This is a genomic window from Metabacillus mangrovi (assembly GCF_009711125.1).
GTDB classification, from domain to species: domain Bacteria; phylum Bacillota; class Bacilli; order Bacillales; family Bacillaceae; genus Metabacillus_B; species Metabacillus_B mangrovi.
This window is the reverse complement of the sequence record NZ_WMIB01000005.1, coordinates 23,247-43,152: the sequence shown is the minus strand read 5'-3', so window position 1 is coordinate 43,152 and position 19,906 is coordinate 23,247. Positions and strand designations below refer to the sequence as shown.

Here is a 19,906-nt window from a genome sequence, read left to right as displayed (position 1 = left end):
ACAAAAGGGGAGGAACCAATTTGAAGAAAACGTATACCATTGTTCTCTCCAGTATGCTCATGCTGGGCGGAACATCTCTGTTCAGTCAGTCAGCACGGGCAGCAGAAGAGGATACACTTGCTTTGAGCAAGATCGGTATGACAGATAAAGAGCTGCCTGATCAGATGCCGCGTTTCGCATACGATTCCGGCTATCAATTTTCCTATCCTGATGCCGTAAGGGGAATTTATGCAACCGGCCCTGCAGCAGGCGGAGAAAAAATGGATTCGATGCTGAAATTGCTGGATGAAACAGAGCTTAACAGTATGGTCATTGATGTGAAAGATGACTACGGAAATTTGACGTATAAGCCGGATAAAACGTCACCTTTTTACGGAATCAGCCATTCGTACATAAAAGACCCGGATGCAATGATGAAAAAACTTGAAAAGCATAAGGTGTATCCGATCGCCCGGATCGTCGTATTCAAAGACAATGTTCTGGCTGAAAAAAAGCCGGAATGGTCGTATAAAGAAAACGGTAAGGTGTGGGAGAACGGCGGAGGCGCCAAATTTGTAAATCCTTTTGTAAAAGAAGTTTGGGATTACAACGTGGATGCTGCCATTGAAGCGGCTAAGATGGGCTTTAAGGAAATTCAATTTGATTATGTCCGCTTTCCTGAAGGCTTCGAAACGATGGATAAGCGGTTAACCTTCAGTGAAGGGGATTATCAAAAGGACAGCCGGGATAATACCCAAAAGAGGGTACAGGCTGTAACAGACTTTACAGAGTATGCGCGCGAAAAGCTGAAGCCGTACGGAGTAAAAGTGTCCGTCGATATTTTCGGGTACTCGGCTACTCTTCCTGAAGCTCCGGGAATTGGACAGAATTTCTCGAAAATCTCCGAAAATGTAGATGTGATTTCATCCATGATCTATCCAAGTCACTGGGGACCATACTTCGGAATCGAGAAGCCTGATAAAGAGCCGTACAAGCTGATCAAGGAATATGCTAAAGTTGAAAACAAAAAGCTTGATGAATTGCAGTCAAGACCGGTATCCAGACCATGGCTGCAGGATTTCACCGCATCGTACCTCGGGAGCGGAAACTACTTGAGATACGGAAAGAACGAAGTGGAAGCCCAAATTAAAGCCTTAAACGAAGAAGGAATCGATGAGTTCCTTCTATGGAATGCAAGCAACAATTACACGAAAGGTGTGGACTACACACCTTTAAAAAAGTAAGCAAATAGCCGCGGAAACGTACCGCGGCTATTTCCTTTTCACAGCATTCCAGCCTTTTTGAGTTTTAGCGGACTGAAGAAAATACTTGTCCTTCGTTTTTCCCCCAAACAGTCCAGAACCAATTCCGTTAGCCAGCACACCCATCACTGCAGTAAGCCCGATTACAAAAAGCGCTACAAGTGCAAAATCCGTAAAATAGTCAGCCATGGCCATCACTCCTTTCTTTAAATTATAGCTCAATTTATGAGAATTATCAGTAATTTATCCGGATCCTCTTTTTTCATGTTTATGCGCGTTTTAATTGGGTAAATTACCAATACAACTACATTTACAGGAGAGAATGCATGAATTGGTATGAAAAACTGAGCCAGTATTTTCCGATTGAAGAAATGAAGTCACGCGAGCATATCGAAGCCCTGCTTAAAGATAAAGGTGATATTTATTATAAGGATGAAGGTCCTAAACATGTTTTGATGTATGCGGAACTGGAGGAATTTTTGTTTATTGATTACATATATGTCTCCAAGGATGCAAGGGGTGAGGGACTGGGCCATAAGCTGATCTCCAAGCTTAAAGAAAAAAATAAGCCGATTATTCTTGAGGTAGAACCGGTAGATGATTCGGATGATGATACAGCAAAAAGGCTGCGCTTTTATCAGCGGGAAGACTTTCATCATGCAAGCACAATTGGCTATTCAAGAAAATCGCTTGCAACAAATAAGGTAAACCACATGGAAATCCTTTACTGGTCCCCAAATGACCGGCCTGAAACTGAAATTTTTGAGGCGATGAAGGAAACCTATGAGCAGATTCATACGTATAAGGATAAAGAGTGGTACGGAAGATCGTATGAGGATGTAGCACAGGTGCTGAAAATCCGGGATGAGGATGAATCAAAGAATATTTTCGATGAGGAAAGCTAATTGAGAAACTTAGATGTAATGATACACTGAGGAAATCACTTTTAAACTGCGAATCAGTCATTGGGATTTGAATGAAACATTCGAAATGTAACCATTTTGTCAAACTTTTGCTGAAAAGATATTCACTTACTTACTTTTTTATAGTATAATGGGCAATAGATATTACTTGTTTAAAGTAATTTTATTTTAAACTTTGTACAGAGGAGTGAAAGTACCATGGTAACTTTGTATACATCACCAAGCTGTACTTCATGCAGAAAGGCTAAAGCGTGGCTGGAAGAGCATGAAATTCCATATACGGAAAGAAACATTCTTTCTGACACAATGTCTATTAACGAAATCAAAGAAATACTGCGTATGACTGAAGACGGTACAGATGAAATCATCTCCACCCGTTCTAAAATATTCCAAAAGCTGAATGTTAATCTGGAAAGCATGCCTTTGCAAGATCTCTATCAGCTAATCCAAGCTCACCCCGGCCTGCTCAGAAGACCGATCATGATCGATGAAAAGCGTCTTCAGGTAGGCTACAACGAAGATGAAATCCGCCGCTTCCTTCCGAGAAAAGTCCGTACGTATCAGCTTCGTGAAGCACAGCGTCTCGTTAACGAATAACCAGAAAAAAAGCCTTCTTATGAAGGCTTTTTTTAACTGGTTTTTTTCATGAAATATCCCCCCGCAATAAGAAGAAGAACAGTAAAATAGGGGATACCTTCTATAAAAACAGGCTTTGAAGCCAGGAACTGAAGCTGATCTTCATGTGAAATCATTTTTCCTGCTGTATAGGCAAGCATGCCTCCGCCTACATAAATCAGATAAGGAAAGCGGTCAATCAGCTGCAAAACAAATTTGCTTCCCCAGATAATGACGGGAATGGAGATAAACAAGCCGATGACGACAAGCAATGTATGGCCGTTTGCTGCGCCGGCAACCGCAATAACGTTGTCCAGTCCCATCAGCACATCAGCCGCTACGATTGTCTGAACAGCTTTCCACAAGCTGGTATGGCTTTTTATCTGATCATGTTCTTCCTCTTTTCCGGCCATGAGATTAAAAGCAATATAAAGAAGAAAAATCCCGCCCGCCAGCTGTAAATAAGGAATGGCCATCAAATACACAGCTACAGTCGTTAATGCCGTCCGCAGTGCAATCGCAAGCAGGGTACCGAGGATGATGGCTTTCTGCCGCTGCTTTTCCGGCAGCCTCCTGCTTGCCATCGCGATGACAATGGCGTTATCTCCGCCGAGAACCAGATCGATTCCGATAATCATTAGTAAGGAAATTAAGAATTCCTGCTCCATCCCATACCCCCGTTTATGCCAGTTAAAGGCTCCTGCTTGTACCAAATATATGAATGGCTCATGGCATTATGACTAATCGTGGGTTTATAACTGTTTTCACTCATTTCAGTGTTTTTTTATTTCATTTATGGCTGATTTATCATAAAATAGGAGTACAAGATTTTCTTGTCCTATAGTTGACGCATTGGAGCATCTTGTGTTACAGGCTGGCGGTTAAAATCCGGGACTTTAGGGTAAAGTGTAGGAAAGTGCAACTATCGGGGGTTTAGTTGTCCCTTCAACATCAAAAAAAGAAGGGAAGTGTAATCCAAATGGAAATTGAACGCATCAATGAGCATACCGTTAAATTTTACATTTCATATGGTGATATAGAAGACCGAGGGTTTGATCGTGACGAAATCTGGTACAACCGGGAACGCAGTGAAGAATTATTCTGGGAAATGATGGACGAAGTTCATGAAGAAGAAGACTTCATGATGGAAGGTCCGCTTTGGATCCAGGTCCAGGCGATGGACAAGGGACTCGAGGTAGTGGTCACCAGAGCACAGATGTCCAAGGATGGACAGAAGCTTGAACTTCCAATCAGTGATGATAAATATCATGAAATCCCTGTTGAAGAAAATATAGACAGCCTGATGGATGACCACTTTTCCAAGAATTCTTCCGATCAGGAAGAAGAAGCTCCGCAGCTGCAGCATGTCATCCGCTTCGGAGATTTTGAAGATTTGATCTCGCTTGCGAAAACAGGACTTTCCGGATATACGAACAGCCTTTTCTCGTTAAACTCCCAATATTATCTGTACCTTGATTTTACAGCTGAACAGGCAGAAGAAGAAATGGACAATGTATTGAGCATCATTTCTGAGTATGGAAGTAAATCGAAGGTAACGGTACACAGGCTTGAAGAGTACGGCAATAAAATTATGGAAGATCATGCACTTCATACAATTAGACAGCATTTTGCGTAAGATTTCAAACCGATTTCTTCAGAAGTCGGTTCTTTTTTTTGGGTATAATAAGATGATTAACTTTGAAACTTTAAGGGAATGTAATTCGTACTACAGGCAGCCGTTAAAAAGTCAGGTGATGAGATGAAAAAATTTATTCAAGTAATTATATTTACCCTATTCGTAGCAGGTGTCGTTTTCCTGACAAAGAATTTTTGGGGAGACTGGATCCTGGGTGCTCTGAGCATCATTTTTACCCTTTCCATCATCTTTATAGGATTTGTTATCTTTATGGAAAACCGGAAACCGAATCAGACATTAACCTGGCTGATCGTGCTCGGGGCATTTCCGATAGTCGGCTTTCTGTTCTACCTCCTGTTTGGCAGAAATGTAAGAAAAAGAAGGCTGTTTGAGAAAAAAGCGCTCGTCGATCAGCAAGTGTTTCTGCAGATTGAAGGGGACTCCTCCAGCTATGAAGAAAAGGCAGAAAAAATGGGCGATCATCAAAAGCTTATGTTCAGACTTGCCCATAACTTAAGCCACAGCCCAGTGTCGTTTGCTTCAGAAACAAAAATTCTGACCAACGGGGACCAAAAGTTTCCGGCGATGCTTGAGGCAATCCGGAACGCTAAGAAGTACATTCATCTGGAGTATTACATCGTCCGCCATGATGAAATTGGCATGGATCTGCAGAAGGCCCTCATCGACAAAGCCCGGGAAGGTGTAGAGGTCCGATTTTTATATGATGCCGTTGGAAGCTGGAAGCTCTCAAAGGCGTATATCAGCCGGATGCACCGGGCCGGTATTGAAATGGTGCCGTTCCTCCCTGTAACACTCCCGTTTCTGAGCAACAAAATCAACTTCCGGAACCACCGGAAGATCGTCGTGATCGATGGAGAGACAGCGTTCATGGGCGGATTGAATGTCGGAGATGAATACCTTGGCAAAGTGGACTTTTTCGGATTCTGGCGCGATACTCATATGGAAGTTAAAGGGGAAGCTGTTCAGACCCTGCACATGATTTTTCTTCAGGACTGGTATTACATGACCGGACGGGAACTGGACACAGCTACTTATCTGCAGCCGGTTCAAATTGAACCGGTGCCTGAAAGAAGCGGCGGGGTCCAAATGATCGCAGGCGGGCCGGACAATAAATGGGAAAACATTAAAAGCCTGTTCTTTTCCATGATTGTCTCTGCCAAGGAATCCATCTGGATTGCCTCCCCGTACTTTATACCGGACGAAGATATCTTGTCTGCCTTAAAGGTCGCAGCCCTAAGCGGAATCGACGTCAAGCTCCTTGTTCCGAAAAGGCCTGATAAAAAGCTCGTCTTTTATGCTTCCCGCTCCTATTTCGCAGAGTTAATGGAAGCCGGAGCAGAAATTTACGAATACGATAAAGGCTTCATGCACAGCAAGATTGTCATCGTTGATTATGAGCTGGCCTCCATCGGCACAGCCAACATGGATATGCGCAGCTTCCACTTAAACTTTGAAGTGAACGCCTTTCTATACCGTACAGACAGTACAGTAACTCTTGTAAACGAATACGAAAACGATCTGAAAGAGTCCATCAAGCTTGAAATGGATGACTTTACAAAACGAAGTTTCTTTCAGCGCGTATTTGAATCCTTCTCACGATTACTGTCCCCGATGTTATAACTTAGTAAAAGCAGCCGCGGCTGCTTTTTTGTTTGTGCAAAAACGTGCACACATGGAATGATGCAGCCCGGAATCTGACAGCCGTGTCTTTTCACTTCCGCTCAATGAGAGATAAAATCTAGTTTTTCTGCTTCAAATCACTGCTTTTCCCTCCTGAATTTCAATATTCAGCATTAAGAAGGAAATGAAGGCGATCACAGCGAATGGTCTTTAGGTCTAACCATAAGGAGGTCTATATGCTTACATCCATAACGTCAAAAGGTCCGTTTTCCCTGCTCAGCAAAGCCTACTCGCTGGAGGAACTCACTGTAATGAGGGAAATAGAGGTCTTTACCTGCCCCGGATGCAGGGAGAGACTCGATCTAAAACTTGGTGCCATTAAGAGATACCATTTTGCCCACCGGAGGAAATCGGCATGTGATTACAGTTCGGAGCCGGAAAGTGAGAGGCATCTGCTCGGAAAGCAGCAGCTTTATGAACAGCTGCAGTCTGCAGGAACTGTATTGCTAGAGCCATATTTAAAGGAAATAGGACAGCGGCCTGATCTGCTTATTGAGACCCCTGATAAAAAGTACGCTGTTGAATACCAATGCTCGTCCATTCCTGCAGAACAGGTCGAGCGGCGCAGCAGCGGGTACCGGAAGATTGGCATTGAGCCGATCTGGATTCTCGGAGCGAATCAGCTGACCAGATTGAGTGCGTCGGAATACCGTCTAAATCGGTTCCACTGGTGCTTTGCAAAGATGATACCTTATTCCTCTACCCCTTACCTTCTTTTCTACTCTCCGGATGATCAGCAGCTTCTGCAGGTAAGCGGGCTGTACCCCTTTTCCAAGCAGATTTTCTTCGCGCAAGTCACTCTACTCGCAGTACATCAGGTACTATTCCCGCCCCCATCTTATCGGGAATCATTCCCTCTCGAATGGCTTAGAAGGAAAGTGTACCGGTACCGCCAGCTTCCTCCTCCAAAACAGGCTTTGCCCCTGCAAAAACACCTTTACGCCAAAAAAGGTCTTCCTTTATCGATGATTCCCTCTATTGTGTTCACACCGACTCCAATCGATTATGCAATTGAAACGGAACCGTACATTTGGAAAACCTGGCTTCTTCTATGGGCAGAGTCAAGAAAGGTTTTTACGCTGGAAGAAGCTGTGGATCGCTTATGGCAGCTTTCCATGGAAGGCCGTGTGGCCATAAGGGGAATTCGTGGGCCGGCAATGGAGGAAGTTCTAAGTGAATTAGGAAGCTTGCTTCTGCAGGCAGGATTTTTACAAAAGGGAAAGAATAAACAATATAAACTGATTCCAATCATCTGGCATTCCAGCGCAGAGCAAATCCATTCATGTGATGATGAATTTTTCAGGCTAATATCACGGGTGAAGCATAACCTATAAACAGTCTTATTAATTGACTTCGGGGCTGTTTTTAGACAAGATGAATTTGAGGCTATTAAGAGAAGGGGGATTACCATGCCAGAACAGCAAGCACCAAAAAAACTACCGCTTCGAAGTGAGATTGCAGCAGAAGATACGTGGAGACTGGAAGATATTTTTGCAAGTGATGAAGAATGGGAAAAAGAATTTGCCAGCCTGAAAGCAGAGATTCCAAAAATTTCGGACTATCAGGGAAAGCTTGCCGACTCTTCACAGTCGTTATATGAAGGACTCAAATTCCAGGATTCTGTCACAGAACGTCTTGGCAGGCTTTATACATACGCGCACATGAGATCCGATCAGGATACAGGAAACTCGAAGTACCAGGCGCTGAATGACCGGGCAGCCACCCTTTATACCGAAGCATCGAGTGTTTCATCCTTTATGGTTCCTGAAATCCTCTCGATGGATGAGAACACCTTGAAGCAGTACATTGAAGAGAACAATGACCTGCAGCTGTACCGCCACTCACTTGAAGACATCAACAGGGAACGTCCGCATGTCCTTTCAGCTGAGCAGGAGGCGATCCTTGCCCAGGCATCAGAGGCTCTCCGTGCTTCCAGTGACATTTTCGGAAAGCTGAACAATGCAGATATGGAATTCCCGGCAATTAAAAATGAAGACGGGGAAGAAGTGGAAGTGACCCACGGGCGCTTTATCACCTTCATGGAAAGCGAAGACCGCCGCGTCAGACAAGATGCCTTTAAAGCAGTCTATGACACATACGGCAAGTTCAAAAACACCCTTGCGAGCACTCTTTCAGGTGCCATCAAGAAAGATAATTTTTACGCTTCCGTCCGCAAGTATGAATCCGCCCGCCAGGCTGCTTTGAGCGGGAACAATATTCCGGAAGAAGTATACGATAATCTGGTTTCCACTGTTGAGAAAAACCTGCATCTTCTGCAGCGGTACGTGGAGCTCCGCAAAAAGGTGCTGAACCTGGATGAGGTGCATATGTACGACCTGTATACGCCGCTCGTCCAGAACGTAAAGATGAAGGTGACGTACGAAGAGGCGAAGGACTATCTTTTAGAAGGACTGAAGCCGCTCGGTGAGGATTACCTGAATGTATTGAAAGAAGGCTTTGAAAACCGCTGGGTTGATGTTCATGAGAACAAAGGAAAGCGAAGCGGCGCCTATTCATCCGGAACATACGGCACAAATCCGTACATTTTAATGAACTGGCAGGATAACGTGAACAACTTGTTCACTCTGGCTCATGAATTCGGCCATTCCGTGCACAGCTATTACACGAGAAAAAATCAGCCTTATCCTTACGGGGACTATTCGATTTTTGTCGCGGAAGTAGCTTCTACCACAAATGAAGCGCTCCTGAATGATTACATGCTGAACACGATCGAAGATAAGAAAAAACGGATGTACCTGCTGAACAACTATCTGGAAGGCTTCCGGGGCACGGTATTCCGCCAGACGATGTTTGCTGAGTTCGAGCATACCATCCATAAGCGGGCACAAGATGGAGAGCCTCTCACACCGGAGCTGCTTACGAAACTGTATTATGACCTGAACAAGAAATATTTCGGGGAGAACATTGCAGTGGATGAGGAGATTGGCCTGGAATGGGCAAGGATTCCTCATTTTTACTACAACTATTATGTTTATCAATACGCAACCGGATTCAGTGCTGCTGCAGCATTGAGCAAACAGATTCTGGAGGAAGGCGAGCCGGCAGTCAAGCGCTACATCGAATTCCTGAGTGCCGGAAGCTCTGACTATCCGATTGAAGTATTGAAAAAGGCAGGCGTCGATATGACTTCCTCCAAACCGGTCGAAGAAGCGTGCCAGGTATTTGAAGAGAAATTGAATGAACTCGAAAAGCTATTGAATGAAGCTGAGTAAAAGAAAGAGCCGCTTGAAATACATAAGCGGCTTTTTCAATACCCTTTAAAAATCTTTTTTCGTGTGAAATAATAAATGATCCCGGCAAATACTGCGAAGAGAAGAGCGGAAGAAAAAATGAGCGGAACCATGTTCATCAGGCCAAGAACCTGAAGGAGAAACGCGCCGGCAAACAATACAATGAAGGCAGCGGCAGCAAAAGGTTTCATGCTTATTCACCCCCGTCCTTCACGATATGAGGAAGAAGATAAAAGTATGTTTGTGACAAAGTTGTGAAATAAGAACTAAACTCTTGTCAAAACTCGACATATTCTGATATACTCAGGGTGTGAAATTGATCACATAACAAACATTTACCCCTTTGTTTGACCGTGAAAAATTTCTCCCATCCCCTTTGTTGTCGTTAAGACATACAAGAAGAGACCATGCTTATCCCGGCATGGTCTTTTTTAATTTAATTAATAAAGTAAGCGGTTACAATAATGCATAAAGAACTTTCGGTCTCCAGAGCCGTTATTTCAACTAAAATTCTTTAAATGCAAGGCTTTCGGTCTCAGGGAACTTTATTTTTAATAAACCGCCCGTTTAGGACCCCGATTTATAAAAATAACGTCTTCTGAGACCGAACCTCACTAAAAAGGCCCTTTTTTAGGGAAATAACGTCTCCTGAGACCGGATGAGAGGTTGTCAGTATCATATAGCGTTGATAGAGCTAGTCAGAAGTCCCGTTCCCTTAGATGAATCTTGGCCTGGGTAAAACAAATAAATCCAGAAATCCTAAAATATGCTAAAGTATAACTCGTAAAGGAGCGAGTTGAAGTGAAAAAAAATCTGAGTGGGATCCTTGCGGGACTGTGTTTATTCATCCTCTGTCTGCAAGGAATTCAAGTGTACTTCCCAGGCTTTTTTAAGTATCTTTTTCTTTATCTCCCGCTGCTCGGTGCCGCCGCCATTGCGGGGATTATTTTTCTTTTCATTACGATTCCGCACGTTTGGAAAAGCGGCAAAGAAACAAGTTTGCAAAAACTGCTTCCTTTAATGCTCAATCTGCTTTTGCTTGCCGGCATCATCCTAAACCCTTTGCAGCCTGCTTTTCAAGCCGCCGAGTTTTCTTTAAAATATCAGGATCGAATGGAGACAGTCTCCCTTTTTCAAGATAAGAAGCTTGAACAAAGCAGAGATGGTACAGGGCTTTACAAGGTCGATTCCTCTTTATCAGACGGGAGTGAAATCAGCAAGGCTGGGGACAAATTGCTTTTTTACACAAATCGGGGGGTGATCGATAATTTCACTGGCTACATTTATTCTCCGGATGGCGAGCCGCCTGCCGAAGAAGAGGTGCAGGCTGATATTGTGGAAATCAGGCAGCTGAATGAGAGCTGGTATTATGTGGATTGTACATAAAGGAAACCTAAGTATGAAAGGCGGACTTTACCAAATGGTTTATCATGCAAAGGTAAATGTGTTTTTACTGGCTGCTGTTTATACAATGATTTGGCTGATTGGATTTGTATCAATCGTCTCCTTGATCCCAACATTCACTACTGTACTCTCTATGTTTGCGATTTTAATAATTTCTGCAGTTTTAATGTGGTGGTACACGAGTTCAATCAGGTATGTTTTTTATGAAGAGTATCTTTTGGTGAAAGGCGGCCCCTTTAAAGAAAGGATCACTTATCAAAGTATTGAAATGGCTTACCATACAGAAGAGAAAATGACTGGTTATCAGATTTCTTCATCCAATAGAGGGCTGGAGTTGTTTCTAAAGCATCGTGATAATATAAAAATTTTGCCGAACGATCTGACCGATTTTGTAAGTGAATTAAGAAAAAGATGCCCGGGTGTTCGAATTGCTGAATAGCTGGAAGTCGGAATTAAAAAACCGCCTGACCCATTCATGGGTTCGGCGGCTTTTTAATCCAGTGATCTCCAGAAGGTTCCGTGCTTGACAGGCACGCGTTCTACCTTTTGGGCAAGCTGGAATTTTTTCATTTCCCGTTCGGCTTCTTCAATATTCATGCCGTATACGAGCGCGATTTCTTTGGAAGCGACAAAACGGAAGTAGGAGAGAAAGACGGGAAGCGGCGGCGGTTCAGAAGGCGTTGGTGTGTCGCCGAGCATTTCGAAAAGCACTTCCTCGTACATTTCATATGGGTAGTAGCCTGCAATTTTCAAGCCTTCCTCTTCTACCCGTTCATTGAAAAAAGCAATGGTCGGCATCTCGCTGACTTCCATTTCCGCAGTGATTTTCATGTCACATTGCAGAGCTTTGATGGCGCTGTCGGAGTGCAGGTCCTTAATGAACTCGTCCCGGTCAAGGCCGGTGCATTCAGCGATCTCAGCGAGCACCTTTTCATCCGAAACATTTTGTTTTTCAGTAAACAGCACTTCCTGCATTTTCCGGAGGAACCGGATCCCCGATTTTCTGCCCTGCAGCTCTGCGGCTTTAATAGCAACCGAAGAGGCATAAGGGGAGGAGATTGGATTTTCGAGCCAGACGGATCCGTCGCATGACATTCCAGTCCGGCTTCCTGTCTGATCCCAGGATGCGGCAAGGTTTTCCGGCCGCTGCTTGGATAGTGTGTTAAGTGTAGCGAGATTTCCGCTGATAATATGCTTTAGTGTGAAAAAACGGCCATAGTGCATAAGCAGCTTTTTCATAACCGGTTCGAGTGCCCAGCACTCTGGACATAAAGGGTCAATAAACAGATAAATTTCAAGCGGTTTTTTGGCATTGCCTTGACAATGGGAGAAAAAATGCCCGATATCCTTTTTTTGGCCAAGAGGCATTACTGCACTTCTCCTTTCTCATCATCCGCACTTCCCGGAGTATTTACCATGTGATGTGCTGTTAGTGTGAGCCGCTCGAACATGAAGGTGCGGATGTCTCCTTCTACCCCTGTTTCGTCCATTGCTTTGTCCATGCATTCAAGCCAGGCTTCCGCGCGATCCTCAGTTATAGGAAATGGCAGGTGCCGCGCCCTTAACATCGGATGACCGTGTTCATCTGTGTAAAGGGAAGGACCGCCTAAATATTGTGTCAGGAATTGTTTCTGCTTTCTTGCTGTCTCGCTTAACTCATCCGGAAAGATGGGAGCGAGAAGCGGGTGTTTTCCTACATTGGTATAAAAAGCATCAACAAGCTGGGATAGAAGCTCTTTTCCAATCGCTTCGTACGGAGTTGCAAAAGATTCTGCCATGTTGATTACCCCTTTTTGTATTTTCTCTGATCCTGTGAATTCTATCCTGTGTGAAGGGATGCCTTCACAACTGATGTAATAAGGTTATTTTAACAATGAGGACCATATATCTCAAACAAATCGCATTATTTGGGACTTATTTTTCATTTTCAGGCTGCAAATCAGCGATTCAATCCAAAAAAAATCAGCCCGGAAAAGGCTGACGGATCAAGCAAAGTAAGCAGATGAAATTTTAGCGACATAGTTTCGTGTTTCTTTAAACGGTGGGATTCCGCCATATTTATCTACATTACCCGGACCGGCGTTATAAGCAGCGAGAGCGAGTGAAACATTACCGTCGTACTTTGTCAGCATCTGTTTTAAATATTTGGTGCCGCCCATCACATTCTCTTTAGGATCAAATGCGTTTTCCACTCCAAGCCCTCTAGCAGTGGCCGGCATGAGCTGCATCAATCCCATTGCTCCGGCTCCGCTGACCGCATTTGGGTTAAAACCAGATTCCTGTTTAATCACAGAGCGAATCAGCTTGGCATCGACCCCAAAATGCTCCGAAGCCTCTTTAATGATGGTTTCGATTGAAGCAGGGCCGGGAGGGAGCTTAACGGAAGAAGATTTGATCTGTTCCAGGGAAGGAAGCGGCTGGGCAAAGGACAGCGGCTGAGTGCTCCGGATAGAAGGAGCCGTTTCTTCAGCAGGCTGGCCTGTATAATACTGCAGCATCGTATCAAGCAGGGAGCTGAACATGCTGCTTGCAGACTGGCTGTTTTGCTGCGGCTGCATGGAATCCAGGGAACGGAGGGACTGCATCTCCATCATCGTCTGCCATTGTTTAATCTCCATAGATGGCAATCTCCTTTATTGGCTGGTTATTTGGTATTTGCGTTCATAAAAACGGCGGACTTTGTTTTTTGTTTCGCGGGTAGGGATTTCATGCATTTCAAGCAGACGCTCAAAATAAAGCTCACCTGCCGCTGCTTCATGTGCCTCGTATTCAAGCTCAAAGTCCTCTATTGATAAATATCGGCTGCGATCCAGAACGATTAAGCCGTTTTCTGCATTTTTTTCTGCACGCCACGTGGTAAGAGAGCCAAAATAGCAGATAGCTGATTGAGAGATGCCCATCTGCTTAAGCTGTTCCTCCACTTCACCGTGCGGAAAACCCTGGCCGTTCATGAGCCGGTCTGCTTCTTCATCCGTCAGCTCCTGTTCCGTCTCAAGCAAACCGGTCTCGGCAGGCTGTTTCAAGGTCAGCACCCTTTTTTCTTCCTTCAGACGGATTCTCAGTGCAGATTGCTTCTGCTTAAGCTGGAAATCTTCCGTGTCAAAATAATGATTGACCTGCTCGCGGAAATCTTCTTTTTCAAAGCCGAAAGCAAGTTCGAGCCTGCCGAATTCTTCGCTCGTAAGCATGTTTTTAAATTCAATTTCAATGTGCTGTGCCATGATGTACCCCCATTTAAGCTTCTTTCGCCTATTATCTCTTTTTCTGCAATTGAAGGCAATGCGAAGCTCCCATTTTAACTGAAAGGGGACCTTATGGTAAAATGGATGTGCAGTATTTGTATTGGAAGGAGTTTTTCATGTGAATAAGCGAATCGAAGTGATAGAGGCAGCAGAAAGAGAAGGAAAGCTGCTTCTGTATGCAGAAAAGTATGATGGCCATGCTGACCGGCTCGAGGCAAAGGGACAGATCCTGGCTGATTCCGACCAGCTTGCATTTATATACATATTGGAAGATCCCGAACATTTTACTTACGTAAGCATTTCACCTGATTACTGGCAGCATCTGGAGCACGCCAGACAGAATTCGGTTTCGGTATGGGCAGTCATCAATGAAGAAGAACTTGAGCTTTTATCTTTCCATGAGGAATTGACAGAGCTTGTGCAGAACATTTCCGGAAATGCAAACTACGGGGATGAAATGGAAGGCAGGGTTTCCGGTATATTTGCTGGCTGAACAACCGAGAAATCTAAAGTTGCCGGGGGCGATGGAGAATGAATGAGAGAGAGTGGGAGCTTTTTTTGGCTCCTTATGAACAGGCAGTAGATGAATTGAAGGTTAAGCTGAAGGGATCCAGATCCGAGTATGAGCTGGAAGGCAGCCATTCGCCGATCGAATTTGTCACAGGCAGGGTCAAGCCGATCGCAAGTATACTTGATAAAGCGAAACGGAAAAATATTGATATGAAAACACTTTGCGATGATATGCAGGATATAGCAGGCCTCAGAATGATGTGCCAGTTTACAGATGATATCCGTGTCGTCGTGAACATGCTGCGTAAACGGAAAGACATAGAAATTGTTGAAGAACGCGATTACATTTCCCACAAAAAGGATAGCGGGTACCGTTCCTACCATGTTGTAGCACGCTATCCCGTACAGACAATCAGCGGAGAGAAAAGGATTCTTGTAGAAATTCAGATCCGCACACTGGCAATGAATTTCTGGGCAACAGTTGAGCATTCTCTCAATTATAAATACAAAGGAAATTTTCCCGAGACGATTCGCATCCGTCTGCAGCGTGCAGCAGAGGCCGCTTTCAGGCTGGACGAAGAAATGTCACTCATTAAAGGGGAGATACAGGAAGCACAAGCGATCTTCTCCCGAAAAACAGAAGATAACGACCGGTATTAAATGAATGCGGAAAGGGGTCCGGGAAATGAAATTTGCCATTACTTCCAAAGGCGATAACAAGTCGAATACGCTGATGCAGAAAATGAGAACGTACCTGAGCGATTTTGAACTGCAGTACGACGAGGACCAGCCTGACATTGTCATCTCAGTTGGCGGAGACGGAACGTTATTGTATGCGTTTCACCGTTACCGCAGCAGGCTTGATAAAACAGCATTTATCGGAGTCCATACAGGGCATCTCGGATTTTATGCCGACTGGGTGCCGGATGAGATTGAAAAGCTTGTGATCGCAATCGCGAAAACTCCGCACCAAATCGTTGAGTATCCGATTTTGGAAGTAATCATCCGCCACAATGACGGGGGCAGAGAGGCCCGGTACCTGGCGCTCAATGAATGCACTGTGAAAGCCGTGGAAAATTCTCTTGTCATGGATGTTGAGATCAAAGGGCAGAAATTCGAAACGTTCCGCGGGGACGGCCTCTGCATTTCAACACCTTCCGGAAGCACAGCTTATAACAAAGCATTGGGCGGTGCCATTCTTCACCCTTCCATAAGAGCAATTCAGCTTGCGGAAATGGCATCCATCAACAACCGCGTGTTCCGCACTGTCGGTTCCCCGCTTATCCTGCCGGACCACCATACGTGTATGCTGAAGCCCGTCAATGATGCTGATTTCCAGATCACCATCGATCATCTGACGTTACTTCATAAAGATGTAAAATCGATCCAGTGCCGGGTAGCGAAGGAAAACGTCCGGTTTGCCCGCTTCCGCCAGTTCCCGTTCTGGAAGCGTGTGAGGGATTCTTTTATTGGACAGTAAGCAGTTCCGGCAGGAATGGACTGTGTCGGAAGAAGAGAGCGGCCTGCTTTTAAGAGAGTATCTGAAGGAAAAGCAGCTCACGAAAAGTGCACTGACCGATATTAAATTTGCGGGAGGTGAGCTTGCCGTTAACGGGGAACCCCAGACGGTCCGCCACGTCCTGTCAGAAGGTGACCGGGTGACCGTTCTTTTCCCGGCCGAACAGCCAAGCCCGGGCTTAATCGCCCAAAAGATGCCGCTGGAAATCGTGTATGAGGATGATCATTGCATGGTTTTAAACAAGCCGGCCGGACTCCCGGTCATCCCTTCCCGTCTTTATCCGGAAGGAACGCTCGCGAACGGCCTGCTGTTTCACCTGAAGGAACAGGGGCTTTCCTCCACGATTCATATCGTCAACCGCCTGGATAAAGATACGTCCGGCCTGATGCTCGCAGCAAAGCACCGCTTCAGCCATTCGCTTTTTTCAAAACAGCAAAGAATGATCGGCATCCACCGGACATATTGGGCCATCGTAGAAAATCCTCTTCCGAATGAATCGGGAATCATCGAAAAGCCGATCGGCAGAAAAGCAGGCAGCATTGTGGAAAGAGAAGTGCGGGAAGACGGACAGCATGCCGTCACCTCATACCGGGTAATCAGCAGCAAAGCGCAAGCGGCACTTGTGGAGCTAAAGCTCGAAACGGGAAGAACCCACCAGATCCGGGTGCACATGAGCAGCATCGGCCACCCGCTGGCAGGTGACACCCTTTACGGCGGAAGCAGCGAAAACATGAAAAGACAGGCTCTCCACAGTAAGGTCCTGGAATTCCGGCACCCCTTTCTGGAGAAAACCATGCGATTTGAAACGGTAATGCCGGAGGACATGAAAGTATATTGGAGTAAGGTGGAAAGCCCGGAACCGGGATAGGGTTCCGGGCTTTTTGCATGGTGTGGGGATGGTAGGGAACAGTGTGTATGTGTCTGGGAATAGCGTTCGGTGTGATGGAAACTCGGGGTTGCAGAAATAGCGTCCGTGGAGACCAAATCGTGGAGAAATAGTGTCCCTGGAGACCAATCGCAGGTACAACCGGTCTCAGGCGCCGTTATTTAGGAGAAAAACGGCGTTTTCCGCACTTATCGGTCTCAGGCGCCGTTATTTTGCCAAAACGAGCTCCGAAATGGCCGAAACAGAGAAAATAGTGTCCGCTGAGACCGAAACACGGGAAAAAAGCGTGTTTTAGCAGAAATAGCGTCTATGGAGACCGATCGCAGGTACAACCGGTCTCAGGCGCCGCTATTTAGGAGAAAAACAGCGATTTGCGAACTTATCGGTCTCAGGCGCCGTTATTTTACCAAAACGAGCTCTGAAATAGCCGAAACAGAGAAAATAGCGTCCGCTGAGACCGAAACACAGGGAAAATGCGTGCTTTAGCAGAAATAGCGTCTCTGGAGACCGATCGCAGGTACAACCGGTCTCAGGAGCCGCTATTTAAGAGAAAAACGGCGATTTGAGCATTTATCGGTCTCAGGCGCCGCTATTTAGGAGAAAAACGGAGTTTAACGCACTTATCGGTCTCAGGCACCGTTATTTTACCAAAAAGAGCTCCGAAATAGCCGAAACAGAGAAAATAGCGTCCGCTGAGACCGAAACACGGGAAAAAAGCGTGTTTTAGCAGAAATAGTGTCCCTGGAGACCGAATCGTAGGTGTAACTGGTCTCAGGCACCGCTACTTTAAAAAAAGCGCCTTATCCGAATGATTCGGTCTCAAGCGCTCACTTTCAAAGTTTTTTTCGCATCGATTTCCCGATTCTATAAAGAGTGCCTGCTGCTATGCATCCGCTTAGGATGGCGTATTCGGGCTGGGCAGTGATGGTGTATGAGAAAATCATCGCTGCTGCCGCTGCAAAAAGAATGAGATAGGTTATAAGTTCAAATGTGTGTTCGTTTCTCTTGTCTTTCAATGCACTCTAGGCCTCGGCCGTTTTACAAGTTCTCCGCCGCAGTTTGGGCAGACGTTTACCATTTCTTTTGTGCATGGTTCACAGAAGGTGCATTCATGTACACATATGTAGGCTGCGGATTGAGAGGCAAGGGGTTCGCTGCATTTTTCACATTGTGTTCGCATTTCCAGTCCCATAATAGCGTTAACTCCTTTTTTCTTTTAAATAGGGGGCAATAAATGTGATTCCGCTGATATTGCATAGTATGCTTGGAGCCAGAAGCGCTGCTAATGCTATGCCCGCCGGCTTAAGAACAAGTGCACTCATCAATAGACTCATTCCTGCACAAATCAAGATCATCCCTGTAATCAATCTCTTATTCATTTTCCTTTCCTTCCTTCCTGCAAGCAAATAAAAGAAACAAAGGAATCCTCAGTCTGCGCTCGTATTCCTGCTGGTTTTCAAAAAGAGATGGATCTGGTTTTGGTTCAAGGAATCTCTCAATCTTAAATCCTGCTTTGGTCAAGGCTTCATAATAATCAGAAGCTGTTCGGTGATATTTGACGACTTGTTCGCCCATCCAGTTTTCCACGCGCTTGCCGGTTTTGAAATAATCATCGACAATCCAGTCACTTCGCTTTGTTCCAGCTTCTGCCCTTTTATAGGAGGAGGTGAGAAGCGGGTGCTGGATGCTGAAGACCAAGCGGCCGCCCGGCTTCAGTGTCCTGATAATGGATGAAAAGAGCGAGTCAATGTCGGCACAGTAATGGATTGCAAGCTGTGAAACCACTAAATCAAAGCTTTCCATAGGGTAGGAGTATTCCTCCATAAATACTCGCTCGACCATCCCGGAGGTGCCTGCGAGCCGTTCTTCAGCTTTGGCCGCCATTTGTTCTGAACCTTCGATTCCGAGGTAGGAAGCACATCCTTTTGCTAGAAGGAAACTTCCGAGTGAGCCGTCTCCGCATCCAATATCAAGCACATGAATACCGGATGGGTCACCGATCAGTTTGAGGACTGCGGGTGTTTCAATTGTGCGGTTTGGACTGTCATTACGGTGGCGTCTTTTTAGAAAGGATTCTATGAATTGCTTTTGTTCATAAGCTTCGGAACCTGCGCGTTCAGCCATATTTCTCCTCTCTCTTTCCAATTATCATCCAGAAAATTTTACCTTACCTTTTCCATTTTTACAACAAGCCGGGGAATTCTCTAAAGCGGCCGCTGTCAAAAGGCAGCGAGGATTGAACAGATATGGTTTGCTTCTCCGGGTAGCGAAAAGCGGTCAGCTGTCCTCCGAAAACGGCTCCTGTATCGATATTGATGGTGTTGTTCAGCATCCTTGGTTCCAGTACCGGGGTATGGCCATATACAATCCAGGGCTTGCCGCTGTAATGCCGGGCCCAATCTCCCCGTTCCGGCAGTCCGTTCTCCAGTGTCCGTCCGGTAACCTCACCATACAAAACAAATTCCTTTATTCTCTTCGTGTATCGTCCAATGTCTTTTTCCTTGATCCCTGCGTGAGCAACAATCAGTTTGCCGTCATCCAGGACCTGATAAATGGGGGACTGTTCATACAGCTCCATAAATTGCCGGCGGACTTCCCGGCGTTCTTTCTCATCAAGCTGCTGAAGCTCTTTCACTGTTGTTTCAAGTCCATGTACAATATGGACGTCGTTGCCTTTTAAGTAACGGTACAGTTTATCACAATGGTTGCCCGGGGAGTAATAGCCTGCACCGGCACGGATGATGGCTGAAATGCAGCGGATTACGTTCACAGAACCAGGTCCCCGGTCTGTTAGATCTCCAACGAATGAAAGCTTTCTGGCTTCAGGGTGGACGGGTATTCCATTTTGATTTTCATATCCGAGCTTGCTGAGCAGTGTTTGAAGTTCTGCGAAGCAGCCGTGGATGTCTCCGATTACATCAATTTTCATGTGTGTATTCACTCCGCACTTAGGTTTGTTTTATTTTGCAGCTGTTATC

General features: G+C 45.4%; 24 protein-coding genes. 13 read left to right on the top strand and 11 right to left on the bottom strand.

Annotation, left to right across the window (positions count from 1 at the left end; genetic code table 11):
• Nucleotides 1-53: 53 nt before the first annotated feature.
• Nucleotides 54-1,223: a putative glycoside hydrolase gene (locus GKZ89_RS07435; RefSeq protein WP_155111905.1), complete on the top strand. Its 1,170-nt coding sequence runs from the start codon at nucleotides 54-56 to the stop codon at nucleotides 1,221-1,223.
• 27 nt (nucleotides 1,224-1,250) lie between these two features.
• Here GKZ89_RS07435 and GKZ89_RS07430 read toward each other — a convergent pair whose 3' ends face one another.
• The gene (locus GKZ89_RS07430; protein WP_155111777.1) at nucleotides 1,251-1,430 is read right to left on the bottom strand and encodes a hypothetical protein; all 180 of its coding nucleotides are present in this window, start codon (nucleotides 1,428-1,430) and stop codon (nucleotides 1,251-1,253) included.
• A gap of 137 nt (nucleotides 1,431-1,567) precedes the next feature.
• On the opposite strand from GKZ89_RS07430, the gene GKZ89_RS07425 reads away from it, so the two are divergent.
• Together GKZ89_RS07425 and spxA are read left to right on the top strand one after the other, a co-directional pair.
• A complete protein-coding gene (locus tag GKZ89_RS07425; RefSeq protein WP_155111776.1) occupies nucleotides 1,568-2,146 on the top strand; it encodes a GNAT family N-acetyltransferase in 579 nt (192 codons plus the stop codon).
• 216 nt (nucleotides 2,147-2,362) lie between these two features.
• Nucleotides 2,363-2,761 carry a transcriptional regulator SpxA gene (gene spxA / locus GKZ89_RS07420; protein ID WP_155111775.1) on the top strand — a complete coding sequence of 133 codons (399 nt, stop codon included), beginning with the start codon at nucleotides 2,363-2,365 and terminating at the stop codon, nucleotides 2,759-2,761.
• A gap of 32 nt (nucleotides 2,762-2,793) precedes the next feature.
• Here the strand turns inward: spxA and GKZ89_RS07415 are convergent, their stop codons facing one another.
• Complete coding sequence (locus tag GKZ89_RS07415) at nucleotides 2,794-3,447, bottom strand: TerC family protein (RefSeq protein WP_155111774.1); 654 nt, start codon at nucleotides 3,445-3,447, stop codon at nucleotides 2,794-2,796.
• Between the two features lie 311 nt (nucleotides 3,448-3,758).
• On the opposite strand from GKZ89_RS07415, the gene mecA reads away from it, so the two are divergent.
• From mecA to pepF, 4 genes are all read left to right on the top strand, one after another.
• Nucleotides 3,759-4,415: an adaptor protein MecA gene (gene mecA / locus GKZ89_RS07410; RefSeq protein WP_155111773.1), complete on the top strand. Its 657-nt coding sequence runs from the start codon at nucleotides 3,759-3,761 to the stop codon at nucleotides 4,413-4,415.
• Between the two features lie 123 nt (nucleotides 4,416-4,538).
• Nucleotides 4,539-6,056 (top strand): cardiolipin synthase, encoded by a 1,518-nt coding sequence (cls, locus tag GKZ89_RS07405; protein WP_155111772.1) that lies wholly within the window; start codon nucleotides 4,539-4,541, stop codon nucleotides 6,054-6,056.
• Between the two features lie 236 nt (nucleotides 6,057-6,292).
• Nucleotides 6,293-7,450, top strand: coding sequence for a competence protein CoiA (locus GKZ89_RS07400; RefSeq protein WP_162356572.1), 1,158 nt, complete (start codon nucleotides 6,293-6,295; stop codon nucleotides 7,448-7,450).
• Between the two features lie 75 nt (nucleotides 7,451-7,525).
• Nucleotides 7,526-9,349 (top strand): oligoendopeptidase F, encoded by a 1,824-nt coding sequence (pepF, locus tag GKZ89_RS07395; protein ID WP_155111770.1) that lies wholly within the window; start codon nucleotides 7,526-7,528, stop codon nucleotides 9,347-9,349.
• A 35-nt stretch (nucleotides 9,350-9,384) separates the two neighbouring features.
• Here pepF and GKZ89_RS20975 read toward each other — a convergent pair whose 3' ends face one another.
• Nucleotides 9,385-9,558 (bottom strand): hypothetical protein, encoded by a 174-nt coding sequence (locus tag GKZ89_RS20975; RefSeq protein ID WP_164502877.1) that lies wholly within the window; start codon nucleotides 9,556-9,558, stop codon nucleotides 9,385-9,387.
• A 610-nt stretch (nucleotides 9,559-10,168) separates the two neighbouring features.
• On the opposite strand from GKZ89_RS20975, the gene GKZ89_RS07390 reads away from it, so the two are divergent.
• Both GKZ89_RS07390 and GKZ89_RS07385 read left to right on the top strand, forming a co-directional pair.
• Nucleotides 10,169-10,753, top strand: a complete 585-nt coding sequence (locus GKZ89_RS07390; protein WP_155111769.1) for a hypothetical protein — start codon at nucleotides 10,169-10,171, stop codon at nucleotides 10,751-10,753.
• Nucleotides 10,754-10,766: 13 nt separating this feature from the next.
• Nucleotides 10,767-11,210, top strand: coding sequence for a PH domain-containing protein (locus GKZ89_RS07385; RefSeq protein ID WP_162356570.1), 444 nt, complete (start codon nucleotides 10,767-10,769; stop codon nucleotides 11,208-11,210).
• Nucleotides 11,211-11,263: 53 nt separating this feature from the next.
• On the opposite strand, the gene GKZ89_RS07380 is transcribed toward GKZ89_RS07385, so the two are convergent.
• The 4 genes from GKZ89_RS07380 to GKZ89_RS07365 form a co-directional block, all read right to left on the bottom strand.
• Nucleotides 11,264-12,139 (bottom strand): ClpXP adapter SpxH family protein, encoded by an 876-nt coding sequence (locus tag GKZ89_RS07380; RefSeq protein WP_155111767.1) that lies wholly within the window; start codon nucleotides 12,137-12,139, stop codon nucleotides 11,264-11,266.
• Nucleotides 12,139-12,549, bottom strand: coding sequence for a globin domain-containing protein (locus GKZ89_RS07375; protein ID WP_155111766.1), 411 nt, complete (start codon nucleotides 12,547-12,549; stop codon nucleotides 12,139-12,141). The genes GKZ89_RS07380 and GKZ89_RS07375 overlap by 1 nt, the downstream gene beginning before the upstream one ends.
• Nucleotides 12,550-12,756: 207 nt before the next feature.
• Complete coding sequence (locus GKZ89_RS07370; protein ID WP_155111765.1) at nucleotides 12,757-13,389, bottom strand: lytic transglycosylase domain-containing protein; 633 nt, start codon at nucleotides 13,387-13,389, stop codon at nucleotides 12,757-12,759.
• Between the two features lie 15 nt (nucleotides 13,390-13,404).
• On the bottom strand, nucleotides 13,405-13,992 hold the full coding sequence (locus GKZ89_RS07365) for a CYTH domain-containing protein (RefSeq protein WP_155111764.1): 588 nt from the start codon (nucleotides 13,990-13,992) through the stop codon (nucleotides 13,405-13,407).
• Nucleotides 13,993-14,131: 139 nt separating this feature from the next.
• Between GKZ89_RS07365 and GKZ89_RS07360 the strand changes: the two genes are divergently transcribed.
• From GKZ89_RS07360 to GKZ89_RS07345, 4 genes are read left to right on the top strand one after another with little or no spacing between them, the layout of a single operon-like run.
• Nucleotides 14,132-14,506 carry a UPF0738 family protein gene (locus tag GKZ89_RS07360; protein ID WP_155111763.1) on the top strand — a complete coding sequence of 125 codons (375 nt, stop codon included), beginning with the start codon at nucleotides 14,132-14,134 and terminating at the stop codon, nucleotides 14,504-14,506.
• A gap of 38 nt (nucleotides 14,507-14,544) precedes the next feature.
• A complete protein-coding gene (gene yjbM, locus GKZ89_RS07355; RefSeq protein ID WP_155111762.1) occupies nucleotides 14,545-15,183 on the top strand; it encodes a GTP diphosphokinase in 639 nt (212 codons plus the stop codon).
• Nucleotides 15,184-15,208: 25 nt separating this feature from the next.
• On the top strand, nucleotides 15,209-16,003 hold the full coding sequence (locus GKZ89_RS07350; RefSeq protein ID WP_155111761.1) for an NAD kinase: 795 nt from the start codon (nucleotides 15,209-15,211) through the stop codon (nucleotides 16,001-16,003).
• The gene (locus GKZ89_RS07345) at nucleotides 15,993-16,910 is read left to right on the top strand and encodes an RluA family pseudouridine synthase (protein ID WP_155111760.1); all 918 of its coding nucleotides are present in this window, start codon (nucleotides 15,993-15,995) and stop codon (nucleotides 16,908-16,910) included. The genes GKZ89_RS07350 and GKZ89_RS07345 overlap by 11 nt, the downstream gene beginning before the upstream one ends.
• A 1,030-nt stretch (nucleotides 16,911-17,940) precedes the next feature.
• On the opposite strand, the gene GKZ89_RS07340 is transcribed toward GKZ89_RS07345, so the two are convergent.
• From GKZ89_RS07340 to prpE, 4 genes are read right to left on the bottom strand one after another with little or no spacing between them, the layout of a single operon-like run.
• Nucleotides 17,941-18,120 carry a DUF1272 domain-containing protein gene (locus GKZ89_RS07340; protein ID WP_155111759.1) on the bottom strand — a complete coding sequence of 60 codons (180 nt, stop codon included), beginning with the start codon at nucleotides 18,118-18,120 and terminating at the stop codon, nucleotides 17,941-17,943.
• Between the two features lie 7 nt (nucleotides 18,121-18,127).
• Nucleotides 18,128-18,307, bottom strand: coding sequence for a hypothetical protein (locus GKZ89_RS07335; RefSeq protein WP_155111758.1), 180 nt, complete (start codon nucleotides 18,305-18,307; stop codon nucleotides 18,128-18,130).
• A complete protein-coding gene (locus tag GKZ89_RS07330) occupies nucleotides 18,300-19,052 on the bottom strand; it encodes a class I SAM-dependent methyltransferase (RefSeq protein WP_155111757.1) in 753 nt (250 codons plus the stop codon). Before GKZ89_RS07330 ends, GKZ89_RS07335 begins: the two co-directional genes overlap by 8 nt.
• A 58-nt stretch (nucleotides 19,053-19,110) precedes the next feature.
• Nucleotides 19,111-19,857: a bis(5'-nucleosyl)-tetraphosphatase PrpE gene (gene prpE / locus GKZ89_RS07325; RefSeq protein WP_155111756.1), complete on the bottom strand. Its 747-nt coding sequence runs from the start codon at nucleotides 19,855-19,857 to the stop codon at nucleotides 19,111-19,113.
• Nucleotides 19,858-19,906: the final 49 nt, after the last annotated feature.